Here is a 22,927-nt window from a genome sequence, read left to right on the forward strand (position 1 = left end):
CAGTCTCCCCACACCCCCAGGGTCGTCACGGAGAGAGAGCACCATGGTTGACACGCCCGCGCCCACCACCCGCGAGGAGAACCCGTGAGCCTGCCCGAGACCGTCCAGCTGGCCCCCGCCCCGGCCGACTACGCCTACACCTTCGGCGGGCGCGCACCGCTCGTCACCGTGCAGCCCGGCACCATCGTCGAACTGACCACCGAGGACTGCTTCGGCGGCAAGGTGCGCGGCACCGGCGACCTGCCCAGCCAGGTGTGCGTCTTCCCCTACCTCAACCCGGTCACCGGGCCGATCGCGGTGGCGGGCGCGGAGCCCGGCGACGTCCTCGCGGTGCACTTCGTGGAGATCACCCCGGCCCGCGACTGCGGCGTCTCCAGCACCTTCCCGCACTTCGGCGCGCTGACCGCGACCCACAGCACGGCGATGCTGCACCCGCCGCTGGAGGAGCGGGTCTGGGTCTACGACCTGGACCTCAAGGCGGGCGTCTGCCGATTCCGGGCCCGCAACAGCGACTTCACGGTGGACCTCCCGCTCGACCCGATGCACGGCACCGTCGGGGTCGCCCCGGCGGCCGGCGAGGTGCTGGCCTCGATCACGCCGGGCGCGCACGGCGGCAACCTGGACACCCCCGAGATGCGGGCCGGCACCACCGCCTACTTCGGGGTCAACGTCCCGGGCGGGCTGCTCGCCATCGGCGACGGCCACGCGCGCCAGGGGGAGGGGGAGGTGTGCGGGACGGCGGTGGAGGCGGCCATGCGCACCACCGTGATCGTCGACCTGGTCAAGGGCGGCGGACCGGCCTGGCCCCGGCTGGAGGACGACCGCTTCCTGATCAGCACCGGCTCCGCCCGCCCCCTGGAGGACGCGTTCCGGATCAGCCAGCACGACCTGGTCGGCTGGACCGGGCACCTGCTCGGCCTGGACCAGCTCGACGCCTACCAACTGGTCAGCCAGGCCGGGCTGGCGCCGGCCGCCAACGTCTGCGACACCAACTACACGATGGTCGCCAAGCTGCCGAAGAGCCTGCTCGGGCGGGTCCGCGCCTACGACGGCCTGCACGACCGCCTGCGCGAGACCGCCGAGGCGTACCTGCGGCACCGGTAGGGTCGGTCCGGGATCGTGACCGGGGGGCGGCGGACGCCCTACGGGTGCGGCGCGCAGGCCAGCAGGTACGGCAGCAGCGGGAGCGCCAGCACCACCATCCAGAAGGCCAGTTGGCGCCCGCGCCGACCGTGCCCCGGGCGGGCCAGTCGGCGGACCCGGGCCAGCACCCCGCTGGCGGCCGCCGCCAGCGCCCCGCCCGACGCGGGGCCCAGCGACCCGCCCGGCGGGGTGCCGTGCGCCCCGCCCGGCACGATGCCGGGCGCGGCGCCCGTCGGGGCCCCGGACGTCGCCAGGGCGCAGAGCGCGGAGGCGAGTTCGCTGCGCGACACCCGCGCCAGCGCGGCGTCGTCGGCCGCCATCTCCAGCAGCAGCCCCACCTCCGCCCGCCCGTGTCGGGCCAGCGGCAGCGGGCCGAACAGCAGGGCGAAGGTGTCCGCCGGGAGCCGGAACAGGTGGTGGCGGCCGCGGATGTGTCCGTGCTCGTGCGCCACCGCCGCGGCCAACTGCCGTTCGTCCAGCAGCCGCAGCGCCCCGCGCGACAGGACCACCCGGGAGCTGCGGCCGGGCAGGCAGTAGACGGTCGGGTGGGCGTGCTCCAGGATCAGGGCGCCCCAGCGCCCGTCCCGGACGGCGACCACGTCCAGCATTGCCCGGTGCCGCCGGCGCGCCCGCCCGGCCCGGACGCCGACGGCCGTCACCACCGTGGCGATCGCGGCCCCGGCGGCGGCCAGCAGCCACCAGTCGTGGGTGTGCGGGGCGACGGGCCCGACCGGCTCCGGGTGCGGGAACAGCCCGACCAGCCCGGCCGGCTCGTGGGCGAACGGCTCCACCGCGTGGTGCGCCGCCAGCAGCAGAGCGACCAGGAAGGAGGCCATCAGGGCCAGCCAGAGCGCGGCGCCCGCCGCCGGGCGCGCCTGCAACCGGGCCGAGCCGGCCAGCCGGCGCGGCAGCAGGACCCCGGTCACGGTCAGGTGGAGGCCGAGCAGCGCGAGGGTCACTCGGCGTCCCGGGCCTTCACCTGTTCCAGCGCCGCCAGCAGCGCGGACGCCTCGTCGCTGCTCATCCCGTCGACGAAGTGCAGCAGCGCACCCGCCCGGTCCGGCGTGGTCTCCAGCGCCTGGCGCATCAGCTGCGCGGTGTACGCCTCCCGGGTGCAGGTCGGCTCGTACGCCCAGGCCCGGCCCACCTTGTCCCGGCGCAGCCAGCCCTTGGTGTGCAGGATGTCGGCCACCGTGGTGACGGTGGTGTACGCGACCGGCCGCTGACGCTGGAGGTCGTCCACCACCTCGCGTACGGTGGCGGGCCGACCCCAGGACCACAGCCGGTCCATGATCTCGGCCTCCAGGTCGCCGAACCCGCGCAGCACCGCCGTTCTCTCCCTCGCCGACCCGCCGGCGCCCTTCGCCCGCTAGAACCCGCCCATGGTACGGCCCTCTCGCGCGTGGGTCGCCCGCGCACGCCGAAGCCCGCCCCCCATTTCGGAGGGCGGGCTTCGGCGTGCGCCAGGGGTCAGGACAGCCGCCGCCCCATCGGGATGCGGGAGCGGGTCAGCAGGGCGGCGAGCAGCCCCGCCAGCACCGGGAGCACCAGGACGACCAGCAGCAGCTGGCCCCAGGGGGCGGTGATCAGGGCCGGGTGGCCGCCGAACCCGCTCGCCCGGGACTTCAGCAGGCCCACCGCGGGGACGAAGCCGTTGACCGCCCCGAGCAGCGCCCCGAGCAGGGCGATCATCGCGCACTGCAGCCCCGCCATGGTGCGGCGGATCCGCGGCGGTGCGCCGACGGCGGCCAGGGTGGCCTGGTCCTGGCGGGAGTCGGCGGCGGCCAGACCGGTGGCGATGCCGGCGGCGCCGAGGACGACCAGCCCGGCGAAGCCGCTGAGCGCCAGGGTGAGGGCGTCGCCGCGGGGCTGGAAGCCGCGCTCGACCTCCAGCTGGGCGGCCCGGTCGAGCCGGACGACGGCGGCCTCGGCACGCTGCTGGGCCTTGCGGTCGGGCGGGGTGGCGGGCACCCAGATCGCGCCGGTGGGCCTCGCGGCGAGCCCGGGCAGGAGCTTGGGCAGCGCCGAGGGCAGGATCAGGCCCTGGGCGAAGCGGGCGGCGTTCGGGTTCTCGACCAGGACGGCGTCGGCCGGGATTTCCTGGAGGTCGGGCTTGGGGACCTCGCCGGGCTGGAGCGGCGCTCCGGAGCTGCCGCGCAGTTGGAGCACCGCCCGGCCGTCGCCGGCGAGGAAGGCGCGGTCGAAGACCAGGATCTTCCCGGCGGCCAGGGCCTGTTCGGCGGCCGGGTCGTGGATGCCGAACTGGGTGCGGAGCATGGCGGCGTCCCCGGCGGCCAGGTGCGGCGGGCCGGACGCGGTGCGCCAGTTCACGGTGCCCTTGAGCTGGACGGTGCTGGAGCAGTTGGCACAGAACTGGTACACCGCTTCGCCGAGGTCGGCGCGCGGCCCCAGGTCGGTCAGCTGCTTGCCCACCTCGGCGCGCAGGCCGTCGAGTTGCGGTCCGTCGGCGGTGGAGAGGAGTTGCACGGCGCCGTACGGGGCCTGCGGCCGGTAGTCGCGGCGGTTCTCGGCGTCGGTGCTGGTGCTGTAGACGCCGATGGCGACGGCCCCGGCCACGGCGGCCATCACGGCGGCGACGGCCGGCGCGGTGCGCGAGCGGTGCCGGGCGGAGTCGCGCAGGGCGAGTCGGGGGCCGAGCGGCAGCCGCTTGGCGAGCCGGCCGAGCAGGGCGACGAGTGCGGGGGTGCAGGCGAGCAGGCCGAGTTCGGCGATGACGGAGCCGCCGAGCACGGTGAGCGTGCGGGTGTCGTAGGTGCTGACGACGGGTACGCCGCCGTGTTGCACCGCGCTCGCGCCGTACAGGGCCAGGGCGGCGCCGGCGGCGAGCAGCAGCACACCGAGCACGGTGACCCAGCGGTTCGGGGCCTGGACGGTGTCCCGGCCGGTGAGTCCGGCGGTGACGCTGCTGCGGGCGGCCTGCCGGGCGGGCAGTGCGGCCGCGAGGAGCGCCGTGAGCAGGCCGATCCCGCCGATCGCGAGCAGGTCCAGTGGCGGCAGGGCGAAGTGCCCGAAGCGGGCGCCGCCGGCCCGTTCGATCCACGGGCGCAGCCCGGCGACGAGGCCGCCGCCGAGGACCACGCCGACCACGGCCCCGGCCGTGCCGAGGACGAGGGCGCCGCCGAGCACCACCGCGCCGACGTGCGTCCGCCGGCCGCCGGCGGCGCCGAGCAGCGCGAGCTGGCGGCGGGAGCGGCGGGCGCCGACCGCGAAGGCGGGGCCGGCGAGCAGGGCGACCTCCAGCAGGCCCATGCCGGTGACGGTGGCCACCACGACCTTGGTGTTGTCGTCGGCGGAGGGGCCGAAGGAGCGGTAGGCGTCCCGGTAGTAGGGGACGGCGGCGCGCGGCGGCGGGGCGAGCGCGACCGCGCGGGCGGTGAGGGTGTAGCCGTGGGCGTTGAACTCCTGGGCCTTGGCCCAGTCGAGGGTGGCCCCGGCGGGGAGCCGGACCAGCCAGGCGCCGCGTTCGGGCTCCGGGGGTGCCGCGGCCGGGCTGCCGGGAGGCGTGGCGGCGGCGAGCTGGCTCAGCAACGCGCCCGGCTGGGCGACGAGTTCGATCCGGCGGAGGTCGTCCGGGTGCTCGACGACGCCGGTGATGGTGAAGGTGGTCCGCTCCAGGCCGGGAAAGGTGGTGGTGCCGCCGACGGCCAGTCCGGAGTTGTCGAGGAAGGCCCGGGTGGCGGCCAGTTCGCGCGGGCCGCCCGGGGCGTGGCCGTCGACCAGGTCGAGCCGGCCGTGCCAGAGCGGGTCGGCGAGGTCGGCCTCGGTGGTGAGGGCGCGGACCAGGCCTTCGGGGGAGGTCGCGCCGGTCTCCGGGCCCTGCCGGGCGGAGGTGAGCACGCTGCCCGGTGGCAGCAGCCCGGTGACCAGGGCGACGGGGTCGGTGCCGGCGCCCTTCTGCTGCTCGGCCGTGGGCGGCTGCCCGGGGCGGGGCTGGACCGCGAAGGCGCCGTCCTCGGCGACCGGGGCCTGCTCGACGGTCCGGCCGGGGGCGAGCGACGTGACCAGGGCGTCCGCCCCGCCCAGCACCCGTTCGACCCGTTCGGCCGGGGTGAGCTGCCCGCTGCGGTGGACGACGTCGGCGCCGGTGACGCCGAGGACGGGCAGCGCGATCATGGCGACGATCAGGGCGCTACGGCCCTTGGCGCGCAGCGCGTCGCGGCGGGCGATGCGCAGGGCGACCTTCCAGGCGCCGAGTCTCATCGGGTCACCTCGCCGAAGCCGCCGGCCGCGTGGCCGAAGTCGCCGGACGTGTGGCCGTAGTCGCCGGACGCGTGCCCGGCTCCGTCGGCCGGAGCACTGAGCGGCTCGGTGGTCAGTCGGCGCTTGCCGGTGCGCCGCCCGTGGCTCTCGGAGGCGACCGCGCCGTCCTTCAGGTGGACCACCCGGTCCGCCCAACTGGCGTGCGCCGCCTCGTGGGTGACCATCATCGCGGCGGCCCCGGCGTCGCAGCGGGCGCGCAGCACGGCGAGCACGGCCTCGCCGGTGGCGGAGTCGAGGGCGCCGGTCGGTTCGTCGGCGAGGACGAGCCGGCGCTCGCCGATCAGCGCGCGGGCGATGGCGACGCGCTGCTGCTGGCCGCCGGACATGTCGTCGGGGAAGCGGTCGGCGAGTTCCCCGATGCCGAGTTCCTCCAGGGCGGCGAGCGCCTCGCGGCGGGCGGTGCGTCCGGAGACTCCGTCGAGTTCGCGGGGGAGCGAGATGTTCTCGGCGGCGGTGAGGGCGGGGATCAGGTTGTAGTCCTGGAAGACGTACCCGATGGAGCGCCGCCGAAGGTCGGCGAGCCGGCCGCGGCTGAGGCCGCCGAGGGCCACGCCCTCGACCAGGATCTCGCCCTCGCTGGGCGTGTCGAGTCCGCCGGCCAGGGTCAGCAGGGTGGACTTCCCGGAGCCGGACGGGCCCATGACGGCGACGAACTCGCCGGGGTGGACGGCCAGTTCGACGCCGCGCAGGGCGTGTACCTCGGCGGCGCCCCGCCCGTGCACCCGGGTGACGTTGGCCAGGTGCAGGACGGGTGCGGATCGGGTCGGATCGCTGTGGGACACACTTCCCCCTCGTGAGCTGTTGAGCTGCATATGTCGGTGAACTATATATGCCGGATGGGGGTGCACGTCGAGGGGTGGGTTTGGTCAAGCTTCTACAAAGCTGTCGAAGTTCGGTCGAAACGCCGCTATCCGGGTGAAGGGGAGGGTCTATGCTTGACGAGGTTTGCAAGGCACCTCGTTCGGTGAGGCGTCTTCACGGACACAGGCCACTGACCCGACGACGTCGAGAGACGCCCAGGTTCAGGACAGGTCTTCCCGAGTTAAGGGTTGACCCCAAGTGGCTTCCGGCCCGACCGGGCTGGACACGCCGTGGAGTGCCAAAGCTCTGACGAGTTGGGGTGTGCCGGTCCCGTGGGGCCGGTCCGCTCCTTGCCGTGTCGCGATGCGGTGCACAGACGGTGCACCCCCGACCGGGAGGAGGCGAGAGACATGGACTGCGATAGTCCGGGCCATAGTCGCCCCTACCCCCGCATGCTCTCGATCACCTCTGGCACGCGGTAACAACCTTCCCTGCGCTCGTTCACCTGACGCTGCGTCATGCGCTCAACCGCGCCCCGACGCACGACGTCTGACGCTCCGTCATGCCCTCACGGCCGCCGCCGCTCAGCGCCGCCGTGCGGTCCGGCGGCGTGCGCTCGCAGGGAGGATCGCTGCTGCGTGCCCCCTGTCGCCCCCTCAAGGAAGGGGGCAGGGAGGCCCTGCCATGACCAACGTGATGCTGGACCCGAAGGTCCCCACCACCACCCGTACCGCCGTGCTCGACGACGCCCACGTCGGCGACATCAGGGGTGCGCTCGGCACCATCCGGCTCGACGACACCACGCCGCGCCACGGCCTGTCCGCGCGGCTCAAGACCCTGCTGGCGATCGTGGGCCCCGGCCTGATCGTGATGGTCGGCGACAACGACGCGGGCGCCTTCTCGACGTACGGGCAGGCGGGGCAGAACTACGGCACGCAGCTGCTGTGGACGCTGCTGATGCTGGTCCCGGTGCTGTACGTGAACCAGGAGATGGTGCTGCGCCTGGGCGCCGTCACCGGTGTCGGCCACGCCCGGCTCATCCTGGAGCGCTTCGGCAAGTTCTGGGGCGCGTTCAGTGTCATCGACCTGTTCCTGCTGAACGCGCTGACGCTGGTCACCGAGTTCATCGGTGTCACCCTGGCGGCCGGGTACCTCGGGCTGCCGAAGGTGGCCGCGGTGGTGCTGGCGGCGGTGGTGATCATCGCCTCGGCGTTCACCGGCTCGTTCCAGCGCTTCGAGCGCGTCGCCGTCACGCTGTGCGTGGGTTCGCTGCTGCTGGTGCCGATCTACTTCATGGTCCACCCGAAGACCTCGCAGATGGCACACGACTTCACGGTGCCGAGCATGCCGGGCGGCTCGGGCCAGCTGGCGGCCGTGATGCTGGTGATCGTCTCCATCGTGGGCACCACCGTCGCCCCGTGGCAGCTGTTCTTCCAGCAGTCGTACGTCATCGACAAGCGGATCACGCCGCGTTTCATGAAGTACGAGAAGGTCGACCTGTGGATCGGGATCGCCATCGTCATCATCGGCGCCGCCGCGATGATGGGCTTCACCGCCGCGGCCTTCGCCGGCACCGACGGCTTCGGCCAGTTCTCCGACGCGGGCGCCGTCGCCAAGGGCCTTGAGGACAAGGCCGGGCACGTGGTGGGCGTGCTGTTCGCCATCGCGCTGCTGGACGCCTCGATCATCGGCGCCTTCGCCGTCTCCCTCTCCACCGCCTACGCCATCGGCGACGTGTTCGGCATCAGGCACTCGCTGCACCGGGGCGTCAAGGGCGCCAAGGGCTTCTACGCGATCTACGCCGGCCTGGTGGTCGCGGCGGCCGCGATCACGCTGCTGTCCACCGGCTACACCCAGGGCCTGATGACGCAGTTCGTCCAGGTGCTGGCCGGTGTGCTGCTGCCCTCGGCGACGGTGTTCCTGCTGCTGCTGTGCAACGACAAGGCCGTCCTGGGGCCGTGGGTCAACGGGCCCAAGACCAACGCCTTCACCTCCGCCGTGGTCGGCGTGCTGGTGATGCTGTCGCTGATCCTGACCGCCGCCGTGGTCTGGCCCGACATCAGCTCGCAGGCGATCCTGTGGATCATGGCCGGCTGCGGCGTGGCCGGCGTCCTGGTCGCCGGGTACTTCTTCACCTTCGGCCGTCGGGGGACCAAGGAGGACCCCGTCGACCGCACCGGCCGCGAGGAATGGCGGATGCCCCCGCTGGAGACCCTCGGCAAGCCGGTCATGTCCACCGCCCGCAAGGTCGGCATGGGCGCCCTGCGCGCCTACCTCCTGGTCGCGATGGTGATGGTCATCATCAAGATCGTCCAGACCGCGCTCAACCACTGAGCCGCAGACCGCAGCCCGGACGGACGGGTGGTGGGCAGCGGCCCGCCACCCGTCCGTCCGTCTCCCTGCTCTTCCAGCTCTCCCCGCTCTCCCAGCTCTCCCAGTGAAGGAGGTGCCGTCGTGCACACCCTGACCACCGCCGACTTCCTCGTCCGGCTCGCCACCGGGGTCGCCTGCGGCGCGCTCATCGGCGTCGAACGCCAGTGGCGGGCCAGGATGGCCGGCCTGCGCACCAACGCCCTGGTCGCCGCCGGCGCCACCCTGTTCGTGCTGTACAGCGAGGCCGTCGGCGACGCCGCCAGCCCCACCCGGGTCGCCTCCTACGTCGTCTCCGGCATCGGCTTCCTCGGCGGTGGCGTCATCCTGCGCGACGGCGCCGGCGTCCGTGGCCTCAACACCGCTGCCACGCTGTGGTGTTCGGCTGCCGTCGGGGTGCTCGCCGCCGCCGGGAAGCTCGAATTCGCCGTCCTCGGCACGCTCGGCGTCCTCGCCGTCCACCTGATCCTGCGCCCGGCCGGCCGGATGCTCGACCGGGCCCCGCAGTCCGGCAGCGACCCCGACTCCACCGTCCGCGCCACCGTCCACCTGGAATGCGAGCGCAAGGCCGAGACCCACATCCGGGCCCTGCTGCTCCAGGCCCTGTCCGCCTCCGGCCTCGCCCCCACCGGCCTGCGCGCCCGCCGCACCGACAGCGGCGACGCCACCAGCCTGCGCGCCACCGTGGCCATCACCGGGCAGGTCGCCCCGGCCCTCGAACAGGTCGTCAGCCGGCTCTCCCTCGAACCCGGCGTCCGCGACCTGCACTGGCACCTCGACGACGAACCCGACGACCCGAGCCGCCCGGCGCTCGCCTAGGGCGCGGCCCGGGGGAGGTAGAACGGAGGCACCGTCACGAGGCCGACCAGGAGGTCCCGATGTTCACCCCCGACCCCAGGCACGGGCCGCTGGTGCCGATGCTGCTGGTGCTCACCGTCGTCACCGGACTGGTGGACGCCGTCAGCTACCTCCGGCTCGGCCACGTCTTCGTCGCCAACATGACCGGCAACGTGGTCTTCCTCGGCTTCGCCCTGGCCGGTGCCGCCGGACTCTCCGCCACCGCCTCGCTGAGCGCCCTCGCCGCGTTCGTACTCGGCGCCCTGGTCGGGGGCCACCTCGCCCGACGGCTGCCCGACCACCGCGGGCGGCTGCTGACCACGGCGGTGGTCGCCCAGACGGTGTTCGTCGCCGCGAGCATCGCCCTGGCCACCGTGGCCGGCTACACCTCAGACCCGGCCCGCTACGGCCTCATCGGACTGCTGGCCTTCGCCATGGGCGGCCAGAACGCGGTGGTCCGCTCCCTCAAGGTCCCCGACCTGACCACCACGGTGCTCACCATGACCATCACGGCCCTCGCCGCCGACCGCACCGGCCCCCGCCGGCTGGCCTCCGCCGTCTGGATGTTCGTCGGCGCCCTCGTCGGCGCCCTCCTCATCCGCCAGGCCGACGTCCCCATCGCCCTGACCCTCGCCCTGGCCCTCCTCGTCGCGGTCGCGGCCCTCACCCACCGGGCCGCCGGAGCCCACCCCGCCCCGGACTGGACCCACCCGCTCTGACCTGGTGCCGCGTCCCGCTGCTCGCCGGTTCCCGCTCGTCCGCAGGGGTCAGTCGTCCTGGCGGTGGCCGGCGCGGCCGCTCCAGAGGGGTTCGAGGCGGGCCCAGCCCTGGGTCCAGGCCTCGTCGGCGCGGCGGTCGAGGACGTGCAGGCGAAGGCGCAGGGCGAGGGTGAGCAGGGCCAGGAGGGCGAGGAGGGCGCCGGCGCCGGTGCAGACGGCGGAGACGGCGACGGCGGCGCGGTTGGTCGGGGGCGAGGAGAGGGCGCCGGCGGGGTCGACCCAGACGGGGACGACGGTGCCGGTGACGGCCGTACGGGGGGCCTGGACGGTGCCGGTGTGCGGCTGGCCGTCGGGGTAGGTCCAGGAGGCCTCGGCGTCGACGCGGGTGCTGTAGCCGGCGCCGAAGCGTCCTCCGGCGCCGGTGCCCGTGCCGGAGCCGTGGTCGGGGAGGGTGAGCACCACGGCGTCGACCTTGTGGAGGCGCAGGCGGTCGCTGTCGGCCTGGGGTGCGGTGGCGTGGTAGGCGAGCAGGGAGCTGCCGGTGGCCAAGGCGAGGGCGAGCAGGGCCCCGAAGGCGCTCAGCAGCCAGGCGCGGGCGCGGGCCCGGTCGACGGGCCGGACCAGCGGTTCGTGCCGGGCACCGAAGGCCCGCCGCAGCCGGCGGCCGGTTCGCGGCGGGCGCGACGAGGGCCGGGCGGGGCGGGGTGTGCTGGACACGTCGACGGCTCCTCAGGGGGGTTGGGGCGGCGCGGTGGTGAGGTCGTGAGGCTTCGTCACCCAATTTCCACCCGGTGGCCGCCCGCGCACAAGAGTCGTGCGGGCTCGTACCACCGGGACCTGCGGACGGCGCCGCCGCGCGCCGGTCGCGTTCCGGGTCGCGCCCGGGTGCGCGGCCTCCCGGCGCCCCTTCGCGCACCCGGGACGTTCGGCCCTCGGCAGCGGCCGGGTGGGCGGGCAGGCTGGGGTCCGGCCGCATCCTTCGTGTCAGGGGACGGCTTGGCCCGGTTGACCGTGGGGGTGCCGGGCCGTGGTGCGGTGCAGGGGGTGAGCGTGGGGCTGCCTCCTGCCCGCCCGCACCCGGGTGACGGTGTTTCCGCCCGGGTCCCGACCGCGCTCTGGCCGCGTTCTGACCGGCTTCCGCCCGGGTCTCACCCGGGTTCTGACGGGGTTTCCGCAGGCATGGGCCGTATTCTCGCCAGCTATACACTCGGAGTATACGCGTGGGGTATGGTCTCCCCCATGAGTGTTCCTTTGACCCTGCTGGGGCTGCTGGAGCGGGAGCCGAGCCATGGCTACGACCTCAAGCGCGACTACGACTCCCTCTTCGGCCGCGGCAAACCCCTCCCGTACGGACAGGTGTACGCGACCCTCGGCCGGCTGGCCCGGGACGGCAAGGTGGTCGCGGGCGAGGCGGAGCCCGGCGACGGACCCGAACGCAAGCGCTACGTGATCACCGACGCGGGGGTGACGGAGTTCGAGACCTGGCTCCGGGATCCGGTCGCGCCCGAACCCAACCTGCAGAGCGTGCTGTTCACCAAGGTGGTGCTGGCCCTGATGCTGGGCCGTGACGCCGAGGAGTACCTGGACACCCAGCGCGCCGCCCACCTGCGCCGGATGCGCGAACTCACCGAACTGCGCCGCACCGGCGCCCTGGTGGACGCCCTGCTCGCCGACCACGGCCTGTTCCACCTGGACGCCGACCTGCGCTGGATCGACCTCACCACCGCCCGCCTGGACGCGCTGGCCGAGGCGGTGCGCTCATGACCGCCGTGATCGAGGCCCGCGACGTCGCCCTGTCCTTCGGTGAAACCCCCGCCCTGCGCGGGGCGAGCCTGTCCGTCGAGGCCGGCGAGGTGCTCGCCATCATGGGCCCGAGCGGCTCGGGAAAGTCGACGTTACTGCACTGCCTGGCCGGCATCCTGGTGCCCGACGCGGGCGAGGTGCTGTTCAACGGGCAGCGCCTGGACACCCTGAACGAGGCGGGGCGCAGCGCCCTGCGCCGCGACAAGTTCGGCTTCGTGTTCCAGTTCGGCCAGCTCGTCCCGGAGTTGACGGCGGAGGAGAACGTGGCGCTGCCGCTGCTGCTGAACGGCGTGCGCCGCGCGGACGCTCTCGCGCAGGCCCGGCCGTGGTTCGCCCGGCTCGGCCTGGACGGCATGGAGCGGCGCCGCTCCGGCGAACTGTCCGGTGGTCAGGCGCAGCGCGTGGCGCTGGCCCGGGGCCTGGTGGCCCGGCCGCAGGTGCTGTTCGCCGACGAGCCGACCGGCGCGCTGGACTCGCTGACCGGCGAGCAGGTGATGGAACTGATGGTCGGCTCGGCCCGGGAGCAGGGCACCACCGTCATCCTGGTCACCCACGAGCCGCGGGTCGCCGCCTACGCCGACCGCGAGGCGATCGTCCGCGACGGCCAGGCCCGCACGCTCTCCGCCGGGGCCGGGGCCGGGGCCGGGTCGGTGGCCTCGTGATCCGGTTCTCGCTCCGGCTGGCGGTCAGCGGCGGCCGGGAGGCGCTCGCCCGGCTGCTGATGATCGCGGCGGCGGTGGCGATCGGGGTCGGGCTGCTGCTGTCCACGCTCGCCAGCATGAACGCGATCGACCGCGCCAACCAGCGCCAGGTCTGGCTCGACTCCGGGGCCCGGAGCCGGACCGAGAGCGCGCAGGTCGACCCGCTGTGGTGGCAGCCCCACAACGACTACTACGACGGCTCGGAGATCCGCGAGATCGACGTCGCCGCGACCGGGCCGACCTCGCCCGTCCCGCCGGGACTCGACCGGGTGCCGGCCCCCGGCGAGTACTACGCCTCCCCGGCGCTGGCCGCGCTGCTGCGCACCGTCCCGGCCGTCGAGCTGGGCGATCGCTTCCCGGGCCGGATGGCCGGCACCCTGAACGACTCGGCGATGCCCTCTCCGGACACGCTGGCCGTGGTCGTCGGCCGGACGGTCGGCGAGGTCCAGGCCGCGCCCCGCGCCGTCGCCGTCACCGCCATCGCCACCACCCGGCCCGAGTGCGGGAACGGCGACTGCTTGAGCCGGGGCATCCGGGGTGACGCGATGACGCTCATCCTGTCGGTGGTGGGCGGTGCGATGATCTTCCCGGTGCTGATCTTCATCGGCACCGCGACCCGCCTGTCCGCCGCCACCCGGGAGCAGCGGTTCGCCGCGATGCGGCTGGTCGGTGCCACCCCGCGGCAGATCTCGGTGATCGCCGCGGTCGAGTCCACCGTCGCCGCGGTGGCCGGTACGGCCGCCGGATTCGGCCTCTACCTGGCGCTGCGCCCGCTGGTGGCCGACGTGCCCTTCACCGGCGGCCGCTTCCACCTCGACGACCTGAGCCTGACCGGCCTCCAGGTGCTGGGCACCGTCCTGGCCGTGCCGCTCGCCTCGGCGGTGGCGGCCCGGTTCGCGCTGCGCCGGGTCACCGTCTCCCCGCTGGGCGTCAGCCGCCGGGTCACCCCGCGGCCGCCCCGGGCCTGGCGGCTGGTCCCGCTGCTGGCCGGGCTCGCGGAGCTGGTGTACTTCCTCGGCCGCCGTCCGGCCACCGGGAACGGACAGGCGGCGGCCTACCTGCCCGGGTTCCTGCTGGTGATGCTCGGCCTGGTGATCGCCGGGCCGTGGCTGACCATGGTCGCCGCCCGTGCGGTCGCCCGCCGCACCAGCCGTCCGGCCACGCTGATCGCGGTGCGCCGGCTCGCGGACGACCCGAAGGCCGGATTCCGCGCGGTCAGCGGCCTGATCCTGGCACTGTTCGTCACCACGTCGACGGTCTGCGTCATCGGCACGATCAACGCCAACCGCAGCTCGCTGGATGGCGACCAGTCGTCCCGCGCGTCCGTGGTGCAGGGCGACTACCGGGACGGCAGGCAACTGACGGACGCGGTGCCGGAGCAGGTCCTGGCGCAGGCGCGGGCCGTGCCGGGCCTGCGGGGTCTCGCGGTGCTCCACACCAACCCGGCCGGCCTCGGAAAGATCCCGGTGAGCCCGCGCCCGGACGCCCCGCTCCTCACCCCCGGCCTGGTGTCCTGCGCGGACCTCGCCGAGGTCCCGGTGGTCGGCCACTGTGCGGCCGGGGCGAGCGTGGCGGCCGTCCCGTCGCGCGAGTTCCTCAACCTTACCTCGCGCCCGGACGCCGAGTGGCCCGCCGTCCCGGTCTCCGCGGAGGAGGTCGCGAAGCTCCCGGTCCAACTGCTCTACGCCACGACCGACGGATCGACGGCGGCGAAGGAGCAGGTCCGGACGGTGTTCACCGAGGCGTGGCCCGACCACGACGCGCACACGGTCGGCGACTGGGCCACCGAAGGCCAGCAACGGCTCGCCGGCTGGCGGCAGTTGGCGAACGTGGTGCTGCTGACCACGCTCCCGATCGCCGGGTGCAGCCTCGCGGTCAGCGTGGTGGCCGGACTCTCCGACCGCAGGCGGCCGTTCGCGATGCTGCGGCTCACCGGCTCGCCGCTGCGGCTGCTCCAGCGGGTGATCGCGCTGGAGAGCGTGCTGCCGCTGCTGTCGGTGGCGGTGATCTCGATCGGCGCGGCCCTCGCCGCCTCGACCCTGTTCCTCAGCTCCCAGATGGACTACCACCTGGTGTCGCCGGGCGCGGTGTACTTCGGCTTCGTCGCCCTCGGTGTGGTGGCCTCGGTCGGGATCATCGCCTCGACGCTGCCGCTGCTGAAGCGGATCACCGGCCCCGAGGCCGCCCGCAACGGCTGACGGACCGTCGCCGTTCGGGCGAGCTGGACCGTCGGCGCCCGGGCGAGCTGGACCGTCGGCGCCCGGGCGAGCCGGACCGTCGGCGCCCGGGCGAGCTGGACCGCCGCCGCCCGGGTGGGCTGGACCGCCGCCGCCCGGGCGTACCCCGTTGCCCTCAGCGGGTGACGGGGTACCCGGTCGTTCCGGCCCGGACCGCCGACGGCCGTTGCGGCAGCCAGCTGCCGAGGACCAGCGAGGACGGGTAGAACATCGGCTCCGGCAGCGCGTCCAGCGCGACGCGCTCCCAGCCGCCGCAGGCGTGCGGCTCGGTGACGACCGCCTCGGCCAGGCTCGGCGGCGCCAGCACGGCGGCGGTCAGCCGGGGCCGGCCGAGCTCGTGGTCGAGCAGGAGGGCGAGCACCCGCATCTGCTCGGCGGGCAGCACGATGCCGGTCTCCTCGGCGAGTTCGCGGGCCGCGGTCTGCTCGAAGGACTCACCGGGATCGACCTTTCCGCCGGGCAGGCTCCAGGTGGGCGGCTCGCCGGCGGTGGTGCGCCGGCCGATCAGCACCCGGCCGTCCCCGGTGGGCACGATGATTCCTGCGCCGAGCAGCGGTGCGGTGGTCAATTCGCCATCTCCTTCGCGGGGATCCTCGCGGGGACCGGGGTTACCAGTTGGAGCGCTCGTAGTCCTTCAGGAAGCAGCCGTACAGGTCCTCGCCGAGCTCGCCGCGGACGATCGGGTCGTACACCCGGGCCGCGCCGTCGACCAGGTCGAGCGGGGCGTGGAAGCCCTCGTCGGCCAGCCGCATCTTGTCCGGGTGCGGCCGCTCGTCGGTGATCCAGCCGGTGTCGACGGCGGTCATCAGGATGCCGTCGGTCTCGAACATCTCGTGCGCGCTGGTGCGGGTGAGCATGTTGAGCGCGGCCTTGGCCATGTTGGTGTGCGGGTGGCCGGCGCCCTTGTAGCCGCGCTGGAACACGCCCTCCATCGCGGAGACGTTGACCACGTACTTGCGGCGGGAGGCGGAGGCGGCCATCGCCGGGCGCAGCTGGCTGATCAGGATGAACGGCGCGGTGGAGTTGCAGAGTTGGACCTCCAGCAGCTCGACCGGGCCGACCTCCTGGACGGTCTGCACCCAGCTGTTGGTGGGTGCGAGGTCGGGCACCAGTCCGCCGGCGTCGATCGCGGTGCCGGCCTCGATCCGGGCGGGCGTGGCGGAGCCGGTGACGAGCGCGAGCGAGGTGACGTCCTCGGCGGCCATCCGCTGCGCGTCGCCGCTCGCCTGGTGGGGGAGGGCGGGAAGGTCGACGCTGCCGCTGCCGAAGCGGCCGATGGTGGTGGCCTGCGGCAGCTCGCCGGCCGGCAGCGGCGCGGACTCGGCGGCGAGCAGCTCGCGGTAGGACTCCGGCGGGCGGCGCACGGTCTGCGCGGCGTTGTTGATCAGGATGTCCAGCGGGCCGTCGGCAGCGACCTCGTCGGCGAGCGCCATGACCTGGGCCGGGTCGCGCAGGTCGATGCCGACGACCTTGAGGCGGTGGATCCACTCGGCGCTGTCCGGCATCGCGGTGAAGCGGCGGATGGCGTCGTTGGGGAAGCGCGTGGTGATGGTGGTGTGGGCGCCGTCGCGCAGCAGCATCAGCGCGATGTACATGCCGATCTTGGCCCGGCCGCCGGTGAGCAGCGCGCGCTTGCCGGTGAGGTCGGCTCGGGCGTCCCGGTGGGACCGGTTCTTGACGGCGCAGTCCTGGCAGAGGTTGTGGTAGAACGCGTCGACCTCGACGTACCGCTGCTTGCACGTGTAGCAGGAGCGGGGCCGCTCCAGGATGCCGGCGATCTCGGTGCTGGTGACGGTGGTCAGGCCGAAGGCGCCGGCGGTCTCGTCGTCGATCCGGGTGGGGGCGCCGGTGGCGGTGCGCGCGGTGACCTCGCGGTCGTTGGCGGTCTTGCGGGCCCGGGTCTCCTGGCGGCGGCGCTGCTTGAGGGTCCGGAATATGCCGCCGACGGCCTGGCGGACGGTGATCGCGTCCGGGTGGTCGACGTGCAGCTGGTCGAGCTCGGCGAGCACGTCCAGGCAGAGCCGCAGCCGCTCGGGGTCGAGGCCGGGACCGTAGTCGATCTCCTCCCCGGTGTCCGTGTCGCTCTGGTCCTGCTTGATGTCCACGCCCGCCGTCATTGCCTGTCGCCGCTTCCCGCTCGCCTCGCCGTTACCGCGTGAATGCTACGGGAGCGGCCCAGGCCGGGGCGAAAACCGTCGGCCTTGGATGATCGTCCAAGTCTACGCGCGGAGCATTGATCATGGTTTGTACACAGTGCCAGCAATGGGCCTCGAACTGGCTTTTGATCCCACCGTCCCGGAGAATCGAATGCTGGGTGCCGGGCGCCCGAGTGCGCCCGGCGGCAGTGCCGCAACCGCACCCGAGGTGTAATTTCTCCCAGCCAGAGAGCCCCCTTCATGCGCTTCCTGAACGACCTCAAGCCCTCGTACGACCTCACGTACGACGACGTCTTCATGGTCCCCAGCCGTTCCGCCGTGGGCTCCCGGCAGGCGGTCGACCTCTCCTCGGACGACGGCACCGGCACCACCATCCCGCTGGTCGTCGCCAACATGACCGCCATCGCGGGCCGCCGGATGGCCGAGACCGTCGCCCGCCGCGGCGGCCTGGTCGCCATCCCGCAGGACATCCCCACCGAGGTCATCGCCGAGGTCGTCTCCTGGGTCAAGCAGCGCCACCTGGTGCACGACACCCCGATCACCCTCGCCCCCGGCGCCACCGTCGCCGAGGCGCTGTCGCTGCTGCCCAAGCGCGCGCACGGCGCCCTCGTGGTCGTCGAGGACGGCAAGCCGGTCGGCGTCGTCACCGACTCCGACTGCCAGGGCGTGGACCGCTTCACCAGCCTCGCCGACGTGATGTCCCGCGACCTGCTGCTCCTGGACGAGGGCATCGACCCGCGCACCGCCTTCGACAAGCTCACCGAGGCGCACCGCAAGCTCGCCCCGGTCGTCGACGCCGAGGGCCGGCTCGTCGGCATCCTCACCCGCAAGGGCGCGCTGCGCGCCACCCTGTACACCCCGGCCGTGGACGCCGCCGGCAAGCTGCGGATCGCCGCCACCGTCGGCATCAACGGCGACGTGGCCGGCAAGGCCAAGGCCCTGATCGACGCCGGCGCCGACGTACTGGTCGTGGACACCGCGCACGGCCACCAGGAATCGATGATCAGCGCGCTGCGCGCGGTGCGCGGCCTCGACCCGCGGATCCCGATCGTGGCCGGCAACGTGGTCTCCGCCGCCGGTGTCCGCGACCTGGTCGAGGCGGGCGCCGACATCCTCAAGGTCGGCGTCGGCCCCGGCGCCATGTGCACCACCCGGATGATGACCGGCGTCGGCCGCCCGCAGTTCTCCGCCGTGCTGGAGTGCGCCGCCGAGGCGCGCCGGCTCGGCAAGCACGTGTGGGCCGACGGCGGCGTCCGCCACCCGCGCGACGTCGCGATGGCACTGGCCGCCGGCGCCTCCAACGTGATGATCGGCTCCTGGTTCGCCGGCACCTACGAGTCCCCGGGCGACCTGCAGACCGCCGCCGACGGCCGCCAGTACAAGGAGAGCTTCGGCATGGCCTCGGCCCGTGCGGTCAGCAACCGCACCTCCCAGGACTCCTCGTACGACCGGGCCCGCAAGGCGCTGTTCGAGGAGGGCATCTCGCACTCCCGGATGTTCGTCGACCCGGCCCGCCCGGGCGTCGAGGACCTGATCGACTCGATCGTGGCCGGTGTGCGCAGCTCCTGCACCTACGCGGGCGCCAACACCCTGGAGGAGTTCCAGGAGAAGGCGATCGTCGGCATCCAGAGCGCGGCCGGCTACGCCGAGGGCAAGCCGCTGCACTCCAGCTGGGCCTGATCGGGCCGGGCCCGAGCGCCCGCTCCTTCACCGGCCGGCCGGTTCCTCGCCTCGGGGAGCCGGCCGGCCGCCGTGCGGGGCGCGTCCGGCGCCTTGCGGGGTACGTCCGGCGCCTTGCGGGGTACGTCCGGCGCCTTGCGGGGTACGTCCGGCGCCGTGCCTGGTGCGTCGGGCGCCGTGCCCGGTGCGTGCAGTGCCTTGCCTGGTGCGGCCGGTGCGGCCGGTGCGTCCGCCGCCGTGCCTGGTGCGTCCGCCGTGCCCGGTGCGCCGCCGGCTGCGTCCCGCGCGGGGTGCGGGCCGAGCGGGAGCAGCAGGGCGTGGCCGAGCAGGCCGGCCGAGCAGTCCAGGGCGGCGGCGAAGGCCCGCGCGGCGGCCGGCACCGCGCGCAGCTCCCAGAGCGCCTGGACGGCGGACCACGCCCCCTCGCGGGCGGCCTCCACGGACCAGACGCCGAGCAGGTGGGTGAGCGGCTCGGCGCGCTCCAGCACGTCCGGGCCGGGCATCAGCTGCTCCCGGACGGCCGTCTCCACCTCCGCCAGCAGACCGTTGATCCGGTGGTAGTCCGCCGCGAGCCCGGCCGGCTCGCAGCCCCGCCGCAGGCAGGTGTCCACGACGGCGAGCGGCAGGTCGTGCTGGATGTGGGCGTTCATCCCGGCCAGCGCGAACTGCAGCGGGTGCACCCCCGGGTGGGCGCGCAGCGCGAACAGCGGCCGCCAGCAGGCGGGCGGCTCCTGCCCGGCCGCGTCGGCGGCCACGGCCAACAGGTAGCGCCCGGCGAACACCGTGTCCAGTTCGGCCATCGCCGCCGGATCGGCGAAGTACGAGCCGCCGAGCCGGTCGCGGACGGCCTCCGTGACGGTGAGGTAGAGCCGGTTGAAGACCGCCACCCCGTCCGCCGGGGGCAGACCCGCCCCGATCTCCCGCAGCCGACCGACCACCTCCTCGACCGTGACCGGCGCCGTGACGTGAGCCGTGACCGGTGCCGTGACAGGAGTCGCGACAGGCGCTGTGACCGTATTCGCGGCCAGCACCGCGACCGGCGTGCCGTCCGCCGCCATCGTCGTACCGGGCATGCGCCACCCTCCGATGTCGATCGTGCACTGATCGCATCATCGTGGCAGCGCGGACGGCAGCCCGGTGCGTGCGGCACGCGGCGCGCGGGGGAGACCAGGTGATCAGCCCAGGTCGTACTCCAGGACGTAGGTGTGAGTGCCGGCCTCGTCGACGGCCAGGCGGAACTCGCCGGTGAGCCCGGCCAGCTCGCCCGACCCGGTGCCCGGCACCACGCGTATGGTCGTCCCGCCGGTGTCCCACGCCGCGTGCTGGAGCACGAACGAGCCCCTCCGCCCGTCCAGTTCGCCCGTCACGTGCTCCACCGCGACGTACGACGCCGGGCCGCCCGAGGGGCCCGCGACGGAGAGCATCCGCACCTCGCTGGTGCCGCTCAGCCCGCCCGTGAAGTTCTTGGAGATCCGGACCCGCCCGAAGGCCGCACCCTCGCGCTCCTCCGTCTCCACCGGTTCGAAGCTGGTCAGCTCGAACGACCCGCTGGCCTTGAACCCCATGGTGTTCTCCTCCCGACGATCGTTGCCCGGCCGGCCCCTCACCGACCGTGTGCGAAGCCTTGCACACGGCTCTGACAATCGGCCGGGCCGTCACTGCTCCCGCCGACCCGCCCGTCCGCCCGTCAGTGCTCCCAGCGGAGCGCCAGCAGCGCCGCGTCGTCCGTCAGCCCGGCGTCGCCGACCCAGCCGTCGACGTCCGCGAGCAGGTCCTCCAGCAGGTCCGCCGGGCTCCCCGCGGGCAGCTCCGGCAGCCGCTCCTCCAGCGGGTAGAACCGCCCCTCGGCGTTGCGGGCCTCGGTGATGCCGTCGGTGTACAGGAGCAGCAGGTCCCCCGGCAGCGGCTCGAAGCGGCCCGTCGGATACCCGTCACCGGTCAGCCCCAGCAGCCCGAGCGGCGGCGCGGCGTACGGCGGCGTCAGCGCGTGCACCCGGCCCGCGCGGCGCAGCAGCGGGGGCGGGTGCCCGCAGTTGACCACGCCGACCGGCCCCCGCTCCGCGGGCACGGTCAGCAGCAGCGCGGTGGCGAAGCGCCCCTCGCCCGGTCGGGCGGCGAGCGCCGCGTCCAGCCGCTCGGCCAGCCGCCCGAGATCGGGCTCCGTCCGGGCCGCCTCGCGGAACACCCCCAGCACGTCCGCCGCCGTCTCCACCGCCGGCAGCCCGTGCCCCTGCACGTCCCCGAGCAGGATCCGGGCGCCGTAGCGGGTGTCGACCACCGCGTACAGGTCCCCGCCGATGCGTGCCTCGGCCGCCGCCGCGACGTAGCGCACCGCGGTGCGCAGCCGCCCGATCCGCTCCGGCGGCGGGCGCAGCAGGGCCCGCTGCGCCGCCTCGGCGACCGTCCGGACGTGGAACAGCTCCCGCTCCCGGGCCGAGACCAGGACGACGTTGGCGGCGCTGGCCAGGGTTGCCGCGAGCACCGTGATCAGCGCGGTGATGTGCACCTCGGCCGGCAGTTCGGTGTTGGTGGTCTCCAGCAGCCCGACCGCCACGACGGCGATGCCCCCGGCGGCCAGCGGCACCCGGGCGCTGCGGGTGGTCGCCCCGGCCAGGACCGGCGCGACGGCCAGTACGGGGGAGAGGGTCGTCCCCGGCCCGGTCACCAGGTCGGCCACCACGGCGGCGACCAGCAGCCCGAAGGCGCCGACCAGCAGCATCCGGGTGCGCCGCGGCAGGTGCAGCGGCGGCACACCGCCCGGGCCGTCTGCGCTCACACGTCCTCCCGGCTGCTCCCGGCGGATTGGCGACCTACCGTCCACTGTGCTCCGCACTCCCCGTGAGCGGCACCTCGGGGACCTCGGCCGAGGCCGCCCCTGGGGCGGGTCTTCAAACCCCCGCCTGCGCGCCGACGCTCCCCCAGCCTTCGGCCGGGAGGTACCCCCAGGGCACAAACGCACCTCGCCGCGTTGTCGTCGGTCGCCGATGGCCCCCAGCCTCCGGCCGGGAGGTGCCCCCACCGCATGGACTCCCTCCTCCGCCTTGCGATGCACGCACCCCAACGCCGCCACGCCCGCCCTCCGGGCGGACGACGGGGGCTTGAAGACCCGCCCCAGCGGGCGGACTACGCTGGCCGGGAGATGAGACGCAAGAGCCGCCGCCCGGCCTCCCCCCTCCCGCAGCGCCACGGTGTGGACCCGGTGCACCTGCGGCTGCCGCCCGAGGGCCCCTGGCCGACCGTCCGCGCCTACCTGGTCGAGCGGCTGCCGGCCGTGGGCGCCGCGCGGATCGACGCGGCGTTGAGCGGCCGCGAGATCGTCGGCGAGTACGGCCCGGTCGTCCCGGACGAGCCGTTCGGGCCCGGCGCGCACCTGTGGTTCTACCGGGACCTCCCCGAGGAGGTCCACGTCCCGTTCGAACTGGAGGTGCTGCACCGCGACGAACACCTGGTCGTCGTCGACAAGCCGCACTTCCTGGCCACCACCCCGCGCGGCCGGCACGTCGTCGAGACGGCGCTGTCCCGGCTGCGGCACAGTCTCGACCTGCCCGCCCTCAGCCCCGCGCACCGGCTCGACCGGCTCACCGCAGGCCTGGCCATGTTCGTGGTGCGGCCCGAGGAGCGCGGTGCCTACCAGACGCTGTTCAGCGACCGGCTGGTGCGCAAGGAGTACCAGGCGATCGCCCCGTACGACCCGGCGCTGGACCTGCCGCGCACCGTGCGCAGCCACATCCTCAAGGAGCGCGGGGTGATCGCGGCCCGGGAGCTCGACGCGCCGCCGAACAGCGAGAGCCGGATCGACCTGCTGGAACGCCGCGACGGCCTGGCCCGCTACCGGCTGCGGCCGCTGAGCGGGCGAACCCACCAGCTGCGGCTGCACATGTGCGGCCTCGGTGTGCCGATCCTCGGCGACCCGGTGTATCCGGTGGTGCTGCCCGAACCGGCCCCGGACGACTTCCGCCGTCCGCTCCAACTCCTCGCCTCGGTGGTCGAGTTCACCGACCCGCTGACCGGCCGGGAGCACCGCTTCGACACCCGCCGCGCCCTCGCCGCCTGGACGGACCCGCAAGCCTGGGCCGCCGGCCCCGGTCCGGCGACCCAGCCGCTCTAGGCCCAATGCCAGTGACTTTAGGTTGTGTCGTGCTGGGTGACGGTGACTGTTGCCGGTTGTGGTGGTGGCCAGTTGTGGTGTTGGGCGCGTT

General features: G+C 74.4%; 19 protein-coding genes and 1 riboswitch. Of the genes, 9 read left to right on the forward strand and 10 right to left on the reverse strand.

The window, feature by feature from the left end; genetic code table 11:
- The first annotated feature begins 84 nt into the window (after positions 1-84).
- A complete protein-coding gene (locus ACFWPT_RS23245; protein WP_380483911.1) occupies positions 85-1,104 on the forward strand; it encodes an acetamidase/formamidase family protein in 1,020 nt (339 codons plus the stop codon).
- Between the two features lie 38 nt (positions 1,105-1,142).
- On the opposite strand, the gene ACFWPT_RS23250 is transcribed toward ACFWPT_RS23245, so the two are convergent.
- From ACFWPT_RS23250 to ACFWPT_RS23265, 4 genes are all read right to left on the reverse strand, one after another.
- A complete protein-coding gene (locus tag ACFWPT_RS23250) occupies positions 1,143-2,102 on the reverse strand; it encodes a M56 family metallopeptidase (protein WP_380483913.1) in 960 nt (319 codons plus the stop codon).
- Positions 2,099-2,467: a BlaI/MecI/CopY family transcriptional regulator gene (locus tag ACFWPT_RS23255; protein WP_063350923.1), complete on the reverse strand. Its 369-nt coding sequence runs from the start codon at positions 2,465-2,467 to the stop codon at positions 2,099-2,101. Before ACFWPT_RS23255 ends, ACFWPT_RS23250 begins: the two co-directional genes overlap by 4 nt.
- A gap of 146 nt (positions 2,468-2,613) precedes the next feature.
- A complete protein-coding gene (locus tag ACFWPT_RS23260; RefSeq protein ID WP_380483915.1) occupies positions 2,614-5,364 on the reverse strand; it encodes an FtsX-like permease family protein in 2,751 nt (916 codons plus the stop codon).
- Entirely contained in the window at positions 5,361-6,236 is an 876-nt protein-coding gene (locus ACFWPT_RS23265; RefSeq protein ID WP_380483917.1) for an ABC transporter ATP-binding protein, read from the reverse strand. Before ACFWPT_RS23265 ends, ACFWPT_RS23260 begins: the two co-directional genes overlap by 4 nt.
- A 137-nt stretch (positions 6,237-6,373) precedes the next feature.
- Positions 6,374-6,551, forward strand: a riboswitch (M-box (ykoK) riboswitch).
- 358 nt (positions 6,552-6,909) lie between these two features.
- Between ACFWPT_RS23265 and ACFWPT_RS23270 the strand changes: the two genes are divergently transcribed.
- The 3 genes from ACFWPT_RS23270 (at position 6,910) to ACFWPT_RS23280 (ending at position 10,151) form a co-directional block, all read left to right on the forward strand.
- On the forward strand, positions 6,910-8,559 hold the full coding sequence (locus tag ACFWPT_RS23270) for an NRAMP family divalent metal transporter (RefSeq protein WP_380483920.1): 1,650 nt from the start codon (positions 6,910-6,912) through the stop codon (positions 8,557-8,559).
- Positions 8,560-8,679: 120 nt separating this feature from the next.
- Positions 8,680-9,414, forward strand: a complete 735-nt coding sequence (locus ACFWPT_RS23275) for an MgtC/SapB family protein (protein WP_063346501.1) — start codon at positions 8,680-8,682, stop codon at positions 9,412-9,414.
- 59 nt (positions 9,415-9,473) lie between these two features.
- Positions 9,474-10,151: a YoaK family protein gene (locus ACFWPT_RS23280; protein ID WP_063346500.1), complete on the forward strand. Its 678-nt coding sequence runs from the start codon at positions 9,474-9,476 to the stop codon at positions 10,149-10,151.
- 48 nt (positions 10,152-10,199) lie between these two features.
- On the opposite strand, the gene ACFWPT_RS23285 is transcribed toward ACFWPT_RS23280, so the two are convergent.
- The gene (locus ACFWPT_RS23285) at positions 10,200-10,868 is read right to left on the reverse strand and encodes a hypothetical protein (RefSeq protein WP_380483922.1); all 669 of its coding nucleotides are present in this window, start codon (positions 10,866-10,868) and stop codon (positions 10,200-10,202) included.
- A gap of 522 nt (positions 10,869-11,390) precedes the next feature.
- Here ACFWPT_RS23285 and ACFWPT_RS23290 point away from each other — a divergent pair.
- Genes ACFWPT_RS23290 through ACFWPT_RS23300 form a run of 3 tightly spaced genes read left to right on the forward strand, consistent with a single transcriptional unit; the run spans position 11,391 to position 14,853 of the window.
- On the forward strand, positions 11,391-11,915 hold the full coding sequence (locus ACFWPT_RS23290) for a PadR family transcriptional regulator (RefSeq protein ID WP_380376580.1): 525 nt from the start codon (positions 11,391-11,393) through the stop codon (positions 11,913-11,915).
- Positions 11,912-12,616, forward strand: a complete 705-nt coding sequence (locus ACFWPT_RS23295; protein ID WP_380483924.1) for an ABC transporter ATP-binding protein — start codon at positions 11,912-11,914, stop codon at positions 12,614-12,616. The genes ACFWPT_RS23290 and ACFWPT_RS23295 overlap by 4 nt, the downstream gene beginning before the upstream one ends.
- Positions 12,613-14,853, forward strand: a complete 2,241-nt coding sequence (locus ACFWPT_RS23300; RefSeq protein ID WP_380483926.1) for an FtsX-like permease family protein — start codon at positions 12,613-12,615, stop codon at positions 14,851-14,853. The genes ACFWPT_RS23295 and ACFWPT_RS23300 overlap by 4 nt, the downstream gene beginning before the upstream one ends.
- A 154-nt stretch (positions 14,854-15,007) precedes the next feature.
- Here ACFWPT_RS23300 and ACFWPT_RS23305 read toward each other — a convergent pair whose 3' ends face one another.
- Positions 15,008-15,460, reverse strand: a complete 453-nt coding sequence (locus ACFWPT_RS23305) for an NUDIX hydrolase (RefSeq protein WP_380376571.1) — start codon at positions 15,458-15,460, stop codon at positions 15,008-15,010.
- A 40-nt stretch (positions 15,461-15,500) separates the two neighbouring features.
- Entirely contained in the window at positions 15,501-16,991 is a 1,491-nt protein-coding gene (locus tag ACFWPT_RS23310) for an SDR family NAD(P)-dependent oxidoreductase (RefSeq protein WP_380483941.1), read from the reverse strand.
- A gap of 297 nt (positions 16,992-17,288) precedes the next feature.
- Here ACFWPT_RS23310 and ACFWPT_RS23315 point away from each other — a divergent pair, with 297 nt between their 5' ends.
- A complete protein-coding gene (locus ACFWPT_RS23315) occupies positions 17,289-18,728 on the forward strand; it encodes a GuaB1 family IMP dehydrogenase-related protein (RefSeq protein WP_363369738.1) in 1,440 nt (479 codons plus the stop codon).
- Here the strand turns inward: ACFWPT_RS23315 and ACFWPT_RS23320 are convergent.
- The 3 genes from ACFWPT_RS23320 to ACFWPT_RS23330 form a co-directional block, all read right to left on the reverse strand.
- Positions 18,689-19,801, reverse strand: coding sequence for a DUF5995 family protein (locus ACFWPT_RS23320; protein WP_380483929.1), 1,113 nt, complete (start codon positions 19,799-19,801; stop codon positions 18,689-18,691). The genes ACFWPT_RS23315 and ACFWPT_RS23320 overlap by 40 nt on opposite strands.
- A 102-nt stretch (positions 19,802-19,903) precedes the next feature.
- The gene (locus ACFWPT_RS23325; RefSeq protein WP_380483931.1) at positions 19,904-20,293 is read right to left on the reverse strand and encodes a DUF3224 domain-containing protein; all 390 of its coding nucleotides are present in this window, start codon (positions 20,291-20,293) and stop codon (positions 19,904-19,906) included.
- Between the two features lie 122 nt (positions 20,294-20,415).
- Positions 20,416-21,504 (reverse strand): PP2C family protein-serine/threonine phosphatase, encoded by a 1,089-nt coding sequence (locus tag ACFWPT_RS23330; RefSeq protein ID WP_380483933.1) that lies wholly within the window; start codon positions 21,502-21,504, stop codon positions 20,416-20,418.
- A gap of 363 nt (positions 21,505-21,867) precedes the next feature.
- Here ACFWPT_RS23330 and ACFWPT_RS23335 point away from each other — a divergent pair, with 363 nt between their 5' ends.
- Entirely contained in the window at positions 21,868-22,836 is a 969-nt protein-coding gene (locus ACFWPT_RS23335; RefSeq protein ID WP_380483935.1) for a pseudouridine synthase, read from the forward strand.
- Positions 22,837-22,927: the final 91 nt, after the last annotated feature.

The sequence above is a fragment of the Kitasatospora sp. NPDC058478 genome, from assembly GCF_042720345.1.
Classification (GTDB): Bacteria; Actinomycetota; Actinomycetes; order Streptomycetales; family Streptomycetaceae; genus Kitasatospora.

What these genes read in the sequence shown, in the direction of transcription:
- ACFWPT_RS23260 (WP_380483915.1), bottom strand. Translation starts at nt 5,364, where the DNA reads ATGAGACTCGGCGCCTGGAAGGTCGCCCTGCGCATCGCCCGCCGCGAC.
- ACFWPT_RS23265 (WP_380483917.1), bottom strand. Translation starts at nt 6,236, where the DNA reads ATGCAGCTCAACAGCTCACGAGGGGGAAGTGTGTCCCACAGCGATCCG.
- ACFWPT_RS23270 (WP_380483920.1), top strand. Translation starts at nt 6,910, where the DNA reads ATGACCAACGTGATGCTGGACCCGAAGGTCCCCACCACCACCCGTACC.
- ACFWPT_RS23280 (WP_063346500.1), top strand. Translation starts at nt 9,474, where the DNA reads ATGTTCACCCCCGACCCCAGGCACGGGCCGCTGGTGCCGATGCTGCTG.
- ACFWPT_RS23290 (WP_380376580.1), top strand. Translation starts at nt 11,391, where the DNA reads ATGAGTGTTCCTTTGACCCTGCTGGGGCTGCTGGAGCGGGAGCCGAGC.
- ACFWPT_RS23295 (WP_380483924.1), top strand. Translation starts at nt 11,912, where the DNA reads ATGACCGCCGTGATCGAGGCCCGCGACGTCGCCCTGTCCTTCGGTGAA.
- ACFWPT_RS23315 (WP_363369738.1), top strand. Translation starts at nt 17,289, where the DNA reads ATGCGCTTCCTGAACGACCTCAAGCCCTCGTACGACCTCACGTACGAC.
- ACFWPT_RS23320 (WP_380483929.1), bottom strand. Translation starts at nt 19,801, where the DNA reads ATGCCCGGTACGACGATGGCGGCGGACGGCACGCCGGTCGCGGTGCTG.
- ACFWPT_RS23325 (WP_380483931.1), bottom strand. Translation starts at nt 20,293, where the DNA reads ATGGGGTTCAAGGCCAGCGGGTCGTTCGAGCTGACCAGCTTCGAACCG.
- ACFWPT_RS23335 (WP_380483935.1), top strand. Translation starts at nt 21,868, where the DNA reads ATGAGACGCAAGAGCCGCCGCCCGGCCTCCCCCCTCCCGCAGCGCCAC.